Genomic DNA, 13,695 nt, shown 5'->3' with positions numbered 1-13,695 from the left:
GGCGCTGCGGCGCCTTTATTTTTTGGGAGAATGCGATGACGGTAGCACTGATTAGCGGCGCGAGCCGCGGAATTGGCAGGGCGACGGCGCTGCTGTTGGCGCAGGAAGGCTATACCGTGGCGGTGAATTATCATCACAACGTGAGCGCGGCGACGGAAGTGGTGAATGAGATTATTGCCCAAGGCGGCAAGGCTATCGCGCTGCGCGCGGATATCAGCGACGAAGCGCAGGTGATGGCGATGTTTGCCGGCATCGACCGCCTTGGCGAACCCCTGGGCGCGCTGGTGAATAATGCCGGTATTCTGTTTACGCAGAGTTCTGTTGAAGACCTGACCGCCGAGCGGATTAATCGGGTGCTGAGCACCAACGTCACCGGCTATTTCCTCTGCTGTCGCGAGGCGGTGAAGCGGATGTCGCACCGTCACGGCGGCAAGGGCGGGGCCATCGTCAACGTCTCTTCGGCGGCGGCGCGTCTGGGCTCACCGGGGGAATACGTTGATTACGCCGCGTCGAAAGGGGCGGTCGATACGCTGACCACCGGCCTGTCGCTGGAGGTGGCGGCGCAGGGCATTCGCGTTAACGGCGTGCGTCCGGGGTTTATCTATACCGACATGCACGCCTCCGGCGGCGAGCCGGGGCGCGTAGAGCGGGTGAAAGCGGCGCTGCCGATGCAGCGCGGCGGGCAGCCGGAAGAGGTCGCCCAGGCGATCGCCTGGCTGCTGAGCGATAAAGCTTCCTACGTGACCGGCAGCTTCCTTGAGCTGGCCGGAGGAAAATAACCTCCGGCCAGTGCGCAATACGAGCGGCGGCCTGCGCTTTGCCCGGGTTCATGAGGTTATGACGCCAGCCATAGCCGCAGGCGCACTCCCCAGCCGCTGCTCCAGCCGGTGGCGATGGATTTCACCTCGCCGCGAGAAATCACCTCCAGGGCTGGCGTGACCTGCACGTCCCGCTGGCCTGAAAGCCGCCCGTCGGGGTCGTTAACCGTCGGCAGCGCCATTTTTTTGCGCGCCAGCCACCTCTCCAGCCCCGCCATACGCTGCGCATACCAGCACCACCAGACAGGCAAGGACTACAAGAAGAATGGCTTTTCGCTGTCGCTTAATCATGATCGCCTCAGTTATTCACATGGCCTATCTTCGCAGGTGGAAGCGTTTTGGCAATGCGAAGCTGTAACGACGTGTCCGGGCGGGGCGTGACTCCTCTCCCGGCAGGGGGAGAGGAGGAGGCAGAGCATGAAATCAGAGCTTTTCGCCGTTGCTGGCAATCACTTCTTTATACCAGTTGAAGCTCTTCTTACGCGAGCGGGACATATCGCCGGTACCGTCATCGTGCTTATTGACGTAGATAAAGCCGTAGCGCTTGCTGTACTGGCCGGTAGTGAAGGAGACGCAATCGATGCAGCCCCACGGGGTGTAGCCCATCAGCTCGACGCCATCGTAAGTGACCGCTTTTATCATCTCTTCAACGTGGGCGCGCAGGTAGTCGATGCGGTAGTCATCGTTGATGCTGCCGTCCTCTTCTACCTTGTCATAGGCGCCAAAGCCGTTTTCAACGATAAACAGCGGCTTCTGATAGCGTTCGTACAGCTCGCACAGCGAGTAGCGCAGGCCCACCGGGTCAATCTGCCAGCCCCAGTCGGAGGCCTTAACGTGCGGGTTCGGTACGCTGCCTTCAAAGCCGGAAATGGCATCGCCGCTGCCGCCTTCGGCCTTCACCGCGTTGGTCATGTAGTAGCTGAAGCCGAGGTAGTCGCAGGTGCCTTCGCGCAGGATCTGCTCATCGCCCTCTTCCATCCTGATGCTGAAGCCGCGTCGCTCCCACTCGTTCAGCACGTAGGTTGGGTAGTAGCCGCGCAGCTGCACGTCGGTGAAGACGTAGCGTTCGCGCATCGACTCCTGAGCGAACATCACGTCTTCCGGCTTGCAGGAGAACGGGTAGAGGGCGACCATCGCTAGCATGCAGCCAACCTGCATCTCCGGGTTGATGCGTCGCGCCGCCTTCACCGCCAGCGCGCTGGCCACGAACTGATGGTGCAGCACCTGGTACATGGTCTCTTCCGGGTTTTCATGCTCGGTATAGACCACGCCTGAGCAGCAGTAGCCGAACAGCGGCGCACGCCAGTTACGCTGGTTGTTGATCTCGTTAAAGGTCATCCAGTATTTCACTTTGTGCTTATAGCGCTCGAAGACCACTTCGGCAAAGCGCACGAAGAAATCGACGACTTTACGGTTCGTCCAGCCGCCGTACTGCTGCACGAGGTGCAGGGGCATTTCAAAGTGGGAGAGGGTGATAACCGGTTCGATGTTGTACTTCAGCAGCTCATCGAACATGTCGTCATAGAATTTCAGCCCCTCTTCGTTCGGCTGAGTTTCGTCGCCGAGCGGGAAGATGCGGGTCCAGGCGATGGAGGTGCGGAAACATTTGAAGCCCATCTCGGCGAACAGCTTGATGTCTTCTTTGTAGCGGCCGTGGAAATCAATGGCTTCGTGGTTCGGGTAATATTTACCCGGTTCTACCTGGTGGGTAATCTCGCGCGGCACGCCGTGGGCGCCGCCGGTCAGCACGTCGCAAATGCTCGGGCCTTTGCCGTCTTTATTCCAGCCGCCTTCCACCTGGTGCGCCGCGACCGCGCCGCCCCATAAAAAATCTTTCGCTAAAGGTATTTTTTTCATTGTTGCTAATCTCGTCTGATGTTTCGTTGTTTTCGAGTCTAGCAAAGAGCATATAAATGTCACGATATAACAATTTCCCGCGCCTGGAATATGTTACATCGAAAAAACAGGGTGTTATTTTCAGGCTATTTTGCGGGCTAATTTACGCCCCAGACTTTCAAGAATATAAATAACCGGAATTTGCGTCGTAATATCGTAGACGCCGCCGATGCGCGTTTGCGGTATGTGCCAGGAGAGGTTGAAATCAGCCAGCTTCGCCAGCCGCGAGTGTTCGTGGCTGGTTATCGACATCACTTTACAGCGATGCAGGCTGAACTGGCCGGCAAAGCGCAGGATCTCTTCGGTTTCACCGGAAACGGAGAGGACGATTGCCAGCGCGTTGCGCGCCATATCGTTAGTCACCGGAAAATAGGGATCGTCGATATGGTTGCTGAATTTCCCGACGTTGGAGAAGAACCGTGCGCCATATTTCGCCAGCGCGCCGGAGGTTCCGGCACCGACGAAAATAATACGCTCTGAGGCGAGGATAATATCCACAGCGCGTTCGAGTAAATCATCAAATTCATCGTTATTGACGCTTTTAAAAAAGCTCATAATTTCGCTGGCGCCGATATTTGCCTGTTGAGGCTCATTCTGCTCCAGATATAATTTAAAGCGTATGCGAAACTCTGAGTACCCCTCACACTGCAGCTTGCGGCAGAAACGCAGCACGGTGGTGGTGGAAACGCCGGCGGCTTCCGCCAGCTCGCGGATGGTCATATACATCACTTTGTCACGATTCTTAATGACGTAGTGGTAGACCATCATCTCAAGATTATTGAGACTGGCAATAGCGGCGTGGGAGAACATACTCACAGTAATAACTCACAATTCAGAATGACCAGGACGGAATTATATCATGCAGCCGAATGACATAACCTTTTTTCAGCGCTTTCAGGACGACATCCTTAGCGGCCGCAAAACGATCACCATCCGCAATGCCGCGGAGTCGCATTTCAAAGTCGGGGACGTGCTGCGCGTCGGGCGCTATGAAGATGACGGCTATTTTTGCACGATTAGCGTGGCCGCAACCTCAACGGTAACCCTGGCGACGCTGAGCGAACGGCACGCGCAGCAGGAAAATATGACCCTTGCGCAGCTGCGGCAGGTCATCGCGGAGATCTACCCGGATGAAGACCAGTTTTATGTCATTGAATTCAAACTGCTTTGATAAATAGCGAACGACTGTTAGGTGAAATTTTGATGTAACGTTATGATTTTAAACTACTTACAAATATTCATCGTTTTATTTTAGCTAACAGGTGTTCACTGGAATCATTCTCAGTTACCCTAGGTGAGCGTTGAAAGCTTTCACGTTTTCGGAGTCAAATATGGTTCGCAAACCATTAATCACCCAGGGATATTCTCTGGCAGAGGAAATTGCCAACAGCATCAGTCACGGGATTGGGCTGGTGTTTGGTATCGTTGGCCTGGTGCTGCTGCTGGTGCAGGCGGTGGACGCTAACGCCAGCGCTATGGCGATTACCAGCTACAGCCTCTACGGCGGCAGCATGATTTTGCTGTTCCTCGCCTCTACGCTTTATCACGCGGTTCCGCATCAGCGGGCGAAGCTATGGTTGAAAAAATTCGACCACTGCGCCATTTATCTGCTGATTGCGGGTACCTATACTCCTTTTCTGCTGGTGGGGCTCAACTCGCCGCTCTCGCGTGGCCTGATGATCGTTATCTGGAGCCTGGCGCTGCTGGGGATCTTGTTTAAGCTGACCATCGCGCACCGCTTTAAAATTCTGTCTCTGGTCACCTATCTGACGATGGGCTGGCTGTCGCTAATCGTGGTTTATCAGCTGGCGATTAAGCTAGCGGTTGGCGGGGTGACGCTGCTGGCGGTCGGGGGGATCGTCTATTCGCTGGGGGTTATCTTCTACGTCTGCAAGCGGATACCCTACAACCATGCCATCTGGCACGGCTTTGTTCTCGGCGGCAGCGTTTGTCACTTTCTGGCGATCTATCTGTACGTCGGGCAGGTTTAAATAACTCAGCCTGCCCGGGCGCGGCGAAGGTTTTGTCGCGTGGGTCGCGTGGATAGTAGCGTCAGCGCAGAGCGCTGGCGCCATTATCCGCGAACGGAAAGCTACTCTTCTTCCAGCGAGTACGGCAGCGGGGTGATGCTTAACGTTCCGGCATCATCGCGTACGCGGAACACGCTGTCCGCCTCCATGTCGTTATTCATCACCACCTGTACCAGCAGATGACCATCATCTAACTGTACGGCGGCCAGCACGGTGCCGGTTCGGCGCCAGTTCTCGCCCATCTGCAGCTCAAGATCTTCCCCGGCCTGCGGAACGCGGCTGGCTTTCCCGGTTAGAGACCACAGCGCCCGCTTGTTGGCTCCGCGGAATTTTGCCCGGGCGACCATCTCCTGCCCGGTATAGCAGCCTTTTTTAAAGCTGATGCCGCCCAGCGCCTGCAGGTTGGTGGCCTGCGGCAGAAACTGCGCGCTGTTGGCGCTATCGATGACCGGCAAACCCGCTTCAATATTCAGCGCCAGCCACTGCTGGCTATTATTCAGCTGCGCATCGCTGCGCAGGGCTTCGGTCACCCGGATGGCGGTCTCAGCGTCGGTAACCAGCAGGAAACGTTCCGCCGGATGCGCAAACCACAGCAGGCTGGTCGCGCCGTCGGTAACCACCTGCTTATCGGCATTCGGCAGTTCGCTGAACAGCGGAGCCAGCGCGGCGCGGGCCTGGAAACCGGCGACGCCCAGCAGGACGTGTTCATCATCCGCGGCGATGGTCACTTTAGAGAACACCGCGTACTTTTTCAGTTCGGTCAGCTGCGCGTCGCGCAGGCTGCGGCGCTCAATCCACGCGAAGCCACCGTCGCGGTGAAACACGCGCAGGTTGCTCCACATTTTACCCTTGGCGTCACAGTGCGCGGCCAGCAGGTGGCGATCGTCAGTCAGCGCGCTGACATCAGCGGTGATCTGCCCCTGCAGATATTTCTCCGCATCCTGACCGGTGATTGTCGCCAGCGCCCAGTCATCCAGGGTCATCAGCGTTAACGGCAGCCGCGCGGAAGAAGAGGGCTGACGTGGAGGAAAAGGTGTAAAAGCCATAGTCATGTCCTGAATAGCTTAACGCAGAGTGAATGACTAATGGTAAAAGAGCTATGGTGCAATGCAAGCGCTTTCGGCAGGCCATTTGTGCCCTAAGGACGTAAGGAGGCGAACGAAGGAAATGGATAAAACCATAATAAATTTACGGTTTTTGTGGAATGCTGCTCGCGCTTCTCGATAATGCTGTAAAGTAAGAGCTAAAAACGGGTTAAACTAACCTATAGCCTAAATAATTCGAGTTGCAGGAAGGCGGCAAGTGAGCGAGTCCCCAGGAGCTTACTCGGGTAAGTGACTGGGGGGAACGAACGCGGCTAACGCACATGCAACTTGAAGTATGACGGGTATATCCCTTTACGCTGGAAGGATAACATGGACATTACTAACAAAGCCCGCATCCACTGGGCATGCCGCCGGGGTATGCGTGAACTCGACATCTCCATCATGCCGTTTTTCGAGTATGAGTACGATACGCTCAGCGATGAAGACAAGCTGCTGTTCATCCGGTTGTTAGAAAACGACGACCCGGATCTGTTCAACTGGCTGATGAATCACGGCGAACCCTCCGACGCGCAGCTGCAGCGGATGGTAAAATTAATCCAGACTCGGAATCGGGAACGTGGTCCTGTGGCAATCTGATTTACGCATTTCCTGGCGTTCGCAGTGGTTCTCGCTGCTGCTCCACGGCGTGGTGGCGGCTATCGTCCTGCTGATGCCCTGGCCGCTCAGCTACACCCCGCTATGGCTACTGCTGCTCTCTCTGGTGGTGTTTGACTGCGTACGCAGCCAGCGACGGATCCACGCCTGCCAGGGAGAAATAAAGCTGATGACCGATTCCCGACTGCGCTGGCAAAAAGCGGAGTGGGAGATCGTCGGCATACCGTGGGTGATCAACAGCGGGATGCTGCTGCGTCTGCGCCATACGCAAACGCGTCGCAGCCAGCACCTGTGGGTGGCGGCTGATAGCATGGATGCGAGGGAGTGGCGCGATTTGCGCCGGCTGGTGTTGCACAAACCGGCGCAGGACTAAGAGCCTGGCGCGTCAGGCTCGCCGCTAAACTCAGGCGAACTGTTCGGCCATTTCCCCAAGGATTTGCTCGCACCAGCTCTGGATACGATCGTCGCTCAGGTCATACTGGTTCGTTTCATCGAGCGCGAGGCCAACGAACAGTTGGCCATCGGCGACGATCGGCTTCTGGCTGGTGAACTCATAGCCTTCGGTCGGCCAGTAGCCGATAAACTTCACGCCCCGGGTAGCCAGCCTGTCGTGCAGCATGCCCAGCGCGTCGAGGAACCACTCGCCGTAGCCCAGCTGGTCGCCCATGCCGTACAGCGCCACTATCTTATCCTGCAGATCCAGCGTCCCGAGCTGCGGCCAGATAGCCTCCCAGTCTTCCTGAATCTCGCCGAAATCCCAGGTCGGGATGCCGAGGATCAGCACGTCGTAGCGGGTCATCAGCTCAGGGGAGTCATCTTTCAGATTGTGCAAGGTCACTAATTCAGGGCCGATAATATCGCGGATTTTCTCCGCAGCCATTTCGGTGTAGCAGGTACTGGAACCGTAAAAAAGGCCTATGTTCATTGCGTAAACATCTCAATTCATGCTGTGACTTTGCGTCTAGTCTACCAGAAAGGTGATGATACCCGTCATACTTCAGGCAGCCCGTCGCCGCCGTTTTTGTCCAGTCGTGCGGCTTATTTGGGTATACTGGGGACGATTTAACGAGCAAAGAGGCCGATGTGGAACAGGATCTGGCACAAATCGAACAGTTTCTTGATGCCCTGTGGCTGGAGCGCAACCTCGCGGAAAATACGCTGAGCGCCTACCGTCGGGACCTGACGATGGTCGTGGAATGGCTGCATCATCGCGGGCTGACGCTTGTCAGCGTCAGCGGGGAGGATCTCCAGTCGCTGCTGGCCGAAAGGCAAACCGGCGGCTATAAGGCCACCAGCACCGCGCGTTTGCTAAGCGCGGTGCGCCGTTTTTTCCAGCATCTGTATCGGGAAAAAATCCGTACCGACGATCCCAGCGCGCTGCTGGCGTCGCCAAAGCTGCCGCAGCGTCTGCCGAAAGATCTCAGCGAAGCGCAGGTGGACCGCCTGCTGCAGGCGCCGCTGGTGGAGCAGCCTCTGGAGCTGCGCGACAAGGCCATGCTGGAGGTGCTGTATGCCACCGGCCTGCGCGTCTCGGAGCTGGTGGGCCTGACGATGAGCGATATTAGCCTGCGCCAGGGCGTGCTGCGGGTGGTGGGGAAAGGCAACAAAGAGCGGCTGGTGCCGCTCGGCGAAGAGGCGGTGCTGTGGGTTGAGAACTACCTTGAGTACGGACGTCCCTGGCTGCTGAACGGCGTAGCTTCCGATGTGCTCTTTCCCAGCCAGCGCGCGCAGCAAATGACCCGACAGACGTTCTGGTATCGAATTAAGCACTACGCGGTGCTGGCGGGGATCGACAGCGCGAAGCTCTCCCCGCACGTTTTACGTCACGCGTTTGCGACGCATTTGCTAAATCATGGCGCTGACCTACGCGTGGTGCAGATGCTGTTAGGACACAGCGATCTCTCGACGACGCAGATTTACACCCACGTGGCGACCGAGCGTCTGAGACAACTTCATCAACAGCACCACCCGCGGGCGTGAGTGCTGAATAAAAAGGATTGAGTATGAAAAAAGGTTTACTGATGTTCACCCTGCTGGCGGCAACGCTCTCCGGCGCAGCGCACGCCGACAGCGCGACGATCAAGCAGTCGCTGGCCAAGCTGGGCGTGCAGAGCACGGACATTCAGCCTTCGCCGGTTAGCGGCATGAGCACCGTACTGACCGACAGCGGCGTGCTGTACGTGACCGACGACGGTAAGCACGTAATTCAGGGACCGATGTATGACGTCAGCGGCGCCCAGCCGGTTAACGTCACTAACTCGCTGCTGGTGGGTAAGCTGAACGCGCTGGAAAAAGAGATGATTATCTATAAGGCGCCGCAGGAAAAACACGTCATCACCGTCTTTACCGATATCACCTGCGGCTACTGCCACAAGCTGCATGAAGAGATGAGCGACTACAACGCGCTGGGCATCACCGTTCGTTACCTGGCCTTCCCGCGCCAGGGGCTGCAGAGCCAGACGGAGCAGGATATGCAGGCCATCTGGTGCGCCAAAGATCGCAACAAAGCCCTGGATGACGCGATGGGCGGCAAAGGCGTACAGCCGGCCAGCTGCGGCGTGGATATCAGCAAGCACTACACGCTTGGCGTGCAGTTCGGCGTCAACGGTACGCCGGCAATGGTATTGAGCAACGGCTACGTGCTGCCGGGCTATCAGGGACCGAAAGAGCTGAAAGCCTTCCTCGATGAGCATCAAAAACAAACCAGCGGTAAATAATTCGCGTGAAACAACAGACACAACTGCGCCGCCGTGAGGCGGCCGATGGCGCGGAGCTTCCCGCCGACCTTTCGCCGCTGCTGCAGCGGCTCTACGCGAGCCGCGGCGTACGCAGCGCGCAGGAACTGGAGCGCGGCGTTAAAGGCATGCTGCCGTGGGCGCAGCTGAACGGCATCGATAAAGCCGTGGAGATGCTCTACGACGCATTCCAGCAGGATCTGCATATTACGATCGTCGGCGATTTTGACGCTGATGGCGCCACCAGCACCGCCCTGAGCGTGCTGGCGCTGCGCGCGCTGGGCTACGGCAACGTCTCCTATCTGGTACCGAACCGTTTTGAAGATGGCTACGGTCTGAGCCCGGAAGTGGTCGATCAGGCCCACGCCCGCGGCGCGCAGATGATTATGACCGTCGACAACGGCATCTCCTCGCATAGCGGCGTCGATCGCGCGCACGATCTGGGGATCCCGGTGGTGGTTACCGATCACCACCTGCCGGGCGACACGCTGCCGGCGGCGGAAGCTATCGTCAACCCGAACCTGCGCGACTGCGGCTTCCCGTCAAAATCGCTGGCCGGAGTCGGGGTGGCGTTTTACCTGATGCTGGCGCTGCGCACCTTCCTGCGCGATAAAAACTGGTTCGAAACGCGGGGAATTGCCGCGCCTAACCTCGCGGAGCTGCTGGATCTGGTCGCGCTGGGAACGGTGGCTGACGTGGTGCCGCTGGATGCTAATAACCGCATCCTCACCTGGCAGGGGCTGAGCCGCATTCGGGCGGGCAAGTGCCGTCCGGGGATTAAGGCGCTGCTGGAAATTGCCAACCGCGACCCGCAGAAGCTGGCGGCCAGCGATCTCGGCTTTGCCCTTGGCCCGCGGCTGAACGCGGCGGGAAGGCTGGACGATATGTCGGTCGGCGTGGCGCTGCTGCTGTGCGATAACGCCGGCGAAGCGCGGGTGCTGGCCAACGAGCTGGATGCCTTGAACCAGACGCGCAAAGAGATTGAGCAGGGGATGCAGGCGGAAGCGCTCACGCTGTGCCAGCAGCTTGAACGCAGCAGTGAAGCGCTGCCGGGCGGGCTGGCGATGTATCACCCGCAGTGGCATCAGGGCGTGGTCGGTATCCTGGCCTCGCGAATTAAAGAGCGTTTTCACCGCCCGGTTATCGCCTTCGCGCCGACGGGCGACGGGCTGTTAAAAGGCTCCGGCCGCTCTATCCAGGGGCTGCACATGCGCGATGCGCTGGAGCGTCTCGACACGCTGAACCCGGGGCTGATCCTCAAATTTGGCGGCCACGCGATGGCGGCAGGGCTGTCGCTGGAAGAGGCCCGCTTCGAGGAGTTTCAGCAGCGCTTCGGCGAGCTGGTGACCGAGTGGCTGGATCCCGCGCTGCTGCAGGGGGAGGTGGTTTCCGACGGCCCGCTGGACGTCGGGGAGATGAGCATGGAGGTGGCGCAGATGCTGCGTGAGGCCGGGCCGTGGGGGCAAATGTTCCCGGAACCGCTGTTCGACGGCCGTTTCCGCCTGCTGCAGCAGCGTCTGGTGGGCGAGCGACACCTCAAGGTGATGGTCGAGCCGGTTGGCGGCGGGCCGCTGCTGGACGGGATTGCCTTTAACGTCGATACCTCGATTTGGCCGGATAACGGCGTGCGCGAAGTCACTCTGGCCTATAAGCTCGATATCAACGAGTTTCGCGGCAACCGCAGCCTGCAGCTTATCATTGACCATCTTTGGCCGGTCTGATGAAAAAACCGTCAACAAAGAGGCCGCCTGAAGGCTGAAGTGTGTATAAAAGAGAGCGGGGATCCGGTACAATTCCGCTCTTATCACCGCATTTTGACCAATCCATTAAAAGAAAATCGATCATGTTTGAAATAAATCCGGTAAAAAACCGTATTCAGGACCTCACGGAGCGCTCCGACGTTCTCAGGGGGTATCTTTGACTATGATGCTAAGAAAGAGCGTCTGGAAGAAGTAAACGCCGAGCTGGAACAGCCGGACGTGTGGAACGAACCCGAGCGCGCACAGGCGCTGGGTAAAGAGCGTTCTTCACTGGAAGCCATCGTTGACACCCTCGATCAGATGTCCCAGGGCCTGGAAGATGTTTCCGGCCTGCTGGAGCTGGCCGTTGAAGCTGAAGACGAAGAGACCTTCAACGAAGCCGTCGCCGAGCTTAACGTGCTCGACGAGAAGCTGGCTCAGCTTGAATTCCGCCGCATGTTCTCCGGTGAGTACGACAGCGCCGATTGCTACCTCGATATTCAGGCCGGCTCCGGCGGCACCGAAGCGCAGGACTGGGCCAGCATGCTGACGCGCATGTATCTGCGCTGGGCCGAAGCGCGCGGCTTTAAGACCGAAATTATCGAAGAGTCTGAAGGCGAAGTGGCGGGCATCAAGTCCGTGACCATCAAGATTATCGGCGATTACGCCTACGGCTGGCTGCGTACCGAAACCGGCGTTCACCGCCTGGTACGTAAGAGCCCGTTCGACTCCGGCGGCCGTCGCCATACCTCCTTCAGCTCCGCGTTCGTTTACCCGGAAGTCGATGACGATATCGACATCGAGATCAACCCGGCGGACCTGCGTATTGACGTTTACCGTGCCTCCGGCGCGGGCGGTCAGCACGTTAACCGTACCGAATCCGCGGTGCGTATTACCCACATTCCAAGCGGGTTAGTTACGCAGTGCCAGAACGACCGTTCACAGCACAAAAACAAAGACCAGGCCATGAAGCAGATGAAAGCCAAGCTTTATGAACTGGAAATGCAGAAGAAAAATGCCGAGAAGCAGGCGATGGAAGATACCAAATCGGACATCGGCTGGGGCAGCCAGATCCGTTCTTACGTGCTGGATGATTCCCGCATTAAAGATCTGCGCACCGGGGTGGAAACCCGCAACACTCAGGCGGTGCTTGACGGCAGCCTGGATCAATTTATCGAAGCAAGTCTGAAAGCAGGGTTATGAGGAACCAACATGTCTGAACAACAAGCACAGGGCGCTGACGCGGCAATTGACCTTAATAATGAACTGAAAAGCCGTCGTGAAAAGCTGGCTGCGCTGCGCGAGCAGGGTATTCCGTTCCCGAACGATTTTCGTCGTGACCATACCTCTGACCAACTGCACGCTGACTTCGATGCGAAAGAAAACGAAGAGCTGGAAGCGCTGAACGTTGAGGTCTCGGTGGCTGGCCGCATGATGACCCGTCGTATCATGGGTAAAGCCTCCTTCGTGACCCTGCAGGACGTCGGCGGCCGCATTCAGCTGTACGTGGCGCGTGACGATCTGCCGGAAGGCGTCTACAACGAGCAGTTCAAAAAGTGGGACCTCGGCGACATCATCGCCGCGCGCGGCAAGCTGTTCAAAACCAAAACCGGCGAGCTGTCTATCCACTGCACCGAGTTGCGTCTGCTGACCAAAGCCCTGCGCCCGCTGCCGGACAAATTCCACGGCCTGCAGGATCAGGAAGCGCGCTATCGCCAGCGCTACCTGGATCTGATCTCCAACGACGAATCCCGCCACACCTTCAAAGTGCGCTCGCAGATCCTGGCCGGCATTCGCCAGTTCATGGTCGGTCGCGGCTTTATGGAAGTTGAAACCCCGATGATGCAGGTGATCCCAGGCGGCGCCTCCGCCCGTCCGTTCATCACCCATCACAACGCGCTGGATCTGGACATGTACCTGCGTATCGCGCCGGAACTGTACCTCAAGCGTCTGGTTGTCGGCGGCTTCGAGCGCGTGTTCGAGATCAACCGTAACTTCCGTAACGAAGGCATCTCCGTACGCCATAACCCTGAGTTCACCATGATGGAACTCTATATGGCGTATGCGGACTATAAGGATCTGATCGAGCTGACCGAATCCCTGTTCCGTACCCTGGCGCAGGATATTCTCGGCAACACCGCGGTGCCTTATGGCGATCAGACCTTTGACTTCGGCAAGCCGTTTGAAAAGCTGACCATGCGCGAGGCTATCAAGAAATACCGTCCGGAAACCGAGATGGCGGATCTGGATAACTTCGACTCTGCGAAAGCGATTGCCGCCGCCGTCGGCGTCAAGGTTGAGAAGAGCTGGGGTCTGGGCCGCGTTGTGACCGAGATCTTTGAAGAAGTGGCCGAAGCGCACCTGATTCAGCCGACCTTCATCACCGAGTACCCGGCTGAGGTTTCTCCGCTGGCGCGTCGTAACGACAACAACCCGGAAATCACCGACCGCTTTGAGTTCTTCATCGGCGGACGTGAAATCGGTAACGGCTTCAGCGAGCTGAACGATGCTGAAGATCAGGCGCAGCGTTTCCTCGATCAGGTGAACGCCAAAGCCGCCGGCGACGACGAAGCGATGTTCTACGACGAAGACTACGTGACCGCGCTGGAGCACGGCCTGCCGCCGACCGCTGGCCTGGGCATTGGTATCGACCGCATGGTGATGCTGTTTACCAACAGCCATACGATCCGCGACGTGATCCTGTTCCCGGCAATGCGCCCGGTTAAATAAGACCGATCGCGAATGATAAAACCCCGGCCTGCGTGCCGGGGTTTTTT

14 protein-coding genes and 2 pseudogenes are annotated in these 13,695 nt (G+C 57.9%); 10 read left to right on the top strand and 6 right to left on the bottom strand.

All coding sequences use genetic code 11. The features are described from left to right. The first annotated feature begins 35 nt into the window (after positions 1 to 35). The gene (locus NWP14_RS18170) at positions 36 to 779 is read left to right on the top strand and encodes an SDR family oxidoreductase (protein WP_095099233.1); all 744 of its coding nucleotides are present in this window, start codon (positions 36 to 38) and stop codon (positions 777 to 779) included. 56 nt (positions 780 to 835) lie between these two features. On the opposite strand, the pseudogene NWP14_RS18165 reads toward NWP14_RS18170, so the two are convergent. The 4 genes and pseudogenes from NWP14_RS18165 to NWP14_RS18150 form a co-directional block, all read right to left on the bottom strand. Next, positions 836 to 1,027: pseudogene (locus NWP14_RS18165) on the bottom strand (protein disulfide oxidoreductase); the annotation flags it as partial. Next, positions 1,023 to 1,109: pseudogene (locus tag NWP14_RS18160) on the bottom strand (copper resistance protein); the annotation flags it as partial. The pseudogenes NWP14_RS18165 and NWP14_RS18160, both read right to left, overlap by 5 nt. A 132-nt stretch (positions 1,110 to 1,241) precedes the next feature. After that, the gene (locus NWP14_RS18155) at positions 1,242 to 2,675 is read right to left on the bottom strand and encodes a 6-phospho-beta-glucosidase (RefSeq protein ID WP_095099227.1); all 1,434 of its coding nucleotides are present in this window, start codon (positions 2,673 to 2,675) and stop codon (positions 1,242 to 1,244) included. A gap of 120 nt (positions 2,676 to 2,795) precedes the next feature. Then, entirely contained in the window at positions 2,796 to 3,524 is a 729-nt protein-coding gene (locus NWP14_RS18150) for a MurR/RpiR family transcriptional regulator (RefSeq protein WP_095099220.1), read from the bottom strand. A 49-nt stretch (positions 3,525 to 3,573) separates the two neighbouring features. Here NWP14_RS18150 and yqfB point away from each other — a divergent pair, with 49 nt between their 5' ends. Both yqfB and NWP14_RS18140 read left to right on the top strand, forming a co-directional pair. Then, positions 3,574 to 3,885 carry a N(4)-acetylcytidine aminohydrolase gene (gene yqfB, locus NWP14_RS18145; protein ID WP_331834835.1) on the top strand — a complete coding sequence of 104 codons (312 nt, stop codon included), beginning with the start codon at positions 3,574 to 3,576 and terminating at the stop codon, positions 3,883 to 3,885. 160 nt (positions 3,886 to 4,045) lie between these two features. Next, positions 4,046 to 4,705, top strand: a complete 660-nt coding sequence (locus tag NWP14_RS18140; RefSeq protein ID WP_095100095.1) for a hemolysin III family protein — start codon at positions 4,046 to 4,048, stop codon at positions 4,703 to 4,705. Positions 4,706 to 4,806: 101 nt separating this feature from the next. Here NWP14_RS18140 and ygfZ read toward each other — a convergent pair whose 3' ends face one another. Beyond that, entirely contained in the window at positions 4,807 to 5,790 is a 984-nt protein-coding gene (ygfZ, locus tag NWP14_RS18135) for a tRNA-modifying protein YgfZ (protein WP_095099216.1), read from the bottom strand. Positions 5,791 to 6,159: 369 nt separating this feature from the next. Here ygfZ and sdhE point away from each other — a divergent pair, with 369 nt between their 5' ends. Further along, positions 6,160 to 6,426: an FAD assembly factor SdhE gene (gene sdhE / locus NWP14_RS18130; protein WP_041147145.1), complete on the top strand. Its 267-nt coding sequence runs from the start codon at positions 6,160 to 6,162 to the stop codon at positions 6,424 to 6,426. Further along, positions 6,407 to 6,817 (top strand): protein YgfX, encoded by a 411-nt coding sequence (locus NWP14_RS18125; protein ID WP_095099212.1) that lies wholly within the window; start codon positions 6,407 to 6,409, stop codon positions 6,815 to 6,817. The genes sdhE and NWP14_RS18125 overlap by 20 nt, the downstream gene beginning before the upstream one ends. A 30-nt stretch (positions 6,818 to 6,847) precedes the next feature. On the opposite strand, the gene fldB is transcribed toward NWP14_RS18125, so the two are convergent. Further along, positions 6,848 to 7,369, bottom strand: coding sequence for a flavodoxin FldB (fldB, locus tag NWP14_RS18120; RefSeq protein ID WP_095099209.1), 522 nt, complete (start codon positions 7,367 to 7,369; stop codon positions 6,848 to 6,850). 158 nt (positions 7,370 to 7,527) lie between these two features. Between fldB and xerD the strand changes: the two genes are divergently transcribed. The 5 genes from xerD to lysS all read left to right on the top strand — a co-directional run bounded on the left by xerD (position 7,528) and on the right by lysS (position 13,648). Next, on the top strand, positions 7,528 to 8,424 hold the full coding sequence (xerD, locus tag NWP14_RS18115) for a site-specific tyrosine recombinase XerD (RefSeq protein ID WP_095099202.1): 897 nt from the start codon (positions 7,528 to 7,530) through the stop codon (positions 8,422 to 8,424). Between the two features lie 23 nt (positions 8,425 to 8,447). Beyond that, positions 8,448 to 9,161, top strand: coding sequence for a bifunctional protein-disulfide isomerase/oxidoreductase DsbC (gene dsbC / locus NWP14_RS18110; RefSeq protein WP_095099199.1), 714 nt, complete (start codon positions 8,448 to 8,450; stop codon positions 9,159 to 9,161). 5 nt (positions 9,162 to 9,166) lie between these two features. Further along, on the top strand, positions 9,167 to 10,900 hold the full coding sequence (gene recJ, locus NWP14_RS18105; protein WP_331834831.1) for a single-stranded-DNA-specific exonuclease RecJ: 1,734 nt from the start codon (positions 9,167 to 9,169) through the stop codon (positions 10,898 to 10,900). Between the two features lie 122 nt (positions 10,901 to 11,022). Further along, positions 11,023 to 12,121 (top strand): peptide chain release factor 2 gene (gene prfB, locus NWP14_RS18100; RefSeq protein WP_143350158.1). Its coding sequence is split into 2 segments (ribosomal slippage): positions 11,023 to 11,097 and positions 11,099 to 12,121, totalling 1,098 coding nucleotides; the frame shifts between segments, so codons are not numbered across the junction. Between the two features lie 9 nt (positions 12,122 to 12,130). Beyond that, positions 12,131 to 13,648, top strand: a complete 1,518-nt coding sequence (lysS, locus tag NWP14_RS18095) for a lysine--tRNA ligase (protein WP_375215777.1) — start codon at positions 12,131 to 12,133, stop codon at positions 13,646 to 13,648. The last annotated feature ends 47 nt before the right edge of the window (positions 13,649 to 13,695 follow it).

It is taken from the genome of Klebsiella sp. C349492 (assembly GCF_042055345.1).
Classification (GTDB): domain Bacteria; phylum Pseudomonadota; class Gammaproteobacteria; order Enterobacterales; family Enterobacteriaceae; genus Klebsiella; species Klebsiella scottii.
The sequence above is the reverse complement of the archived record's forward strand: the minus strand, read 5'-3'. Positions and strand labels throughout refer to the sequence as shown.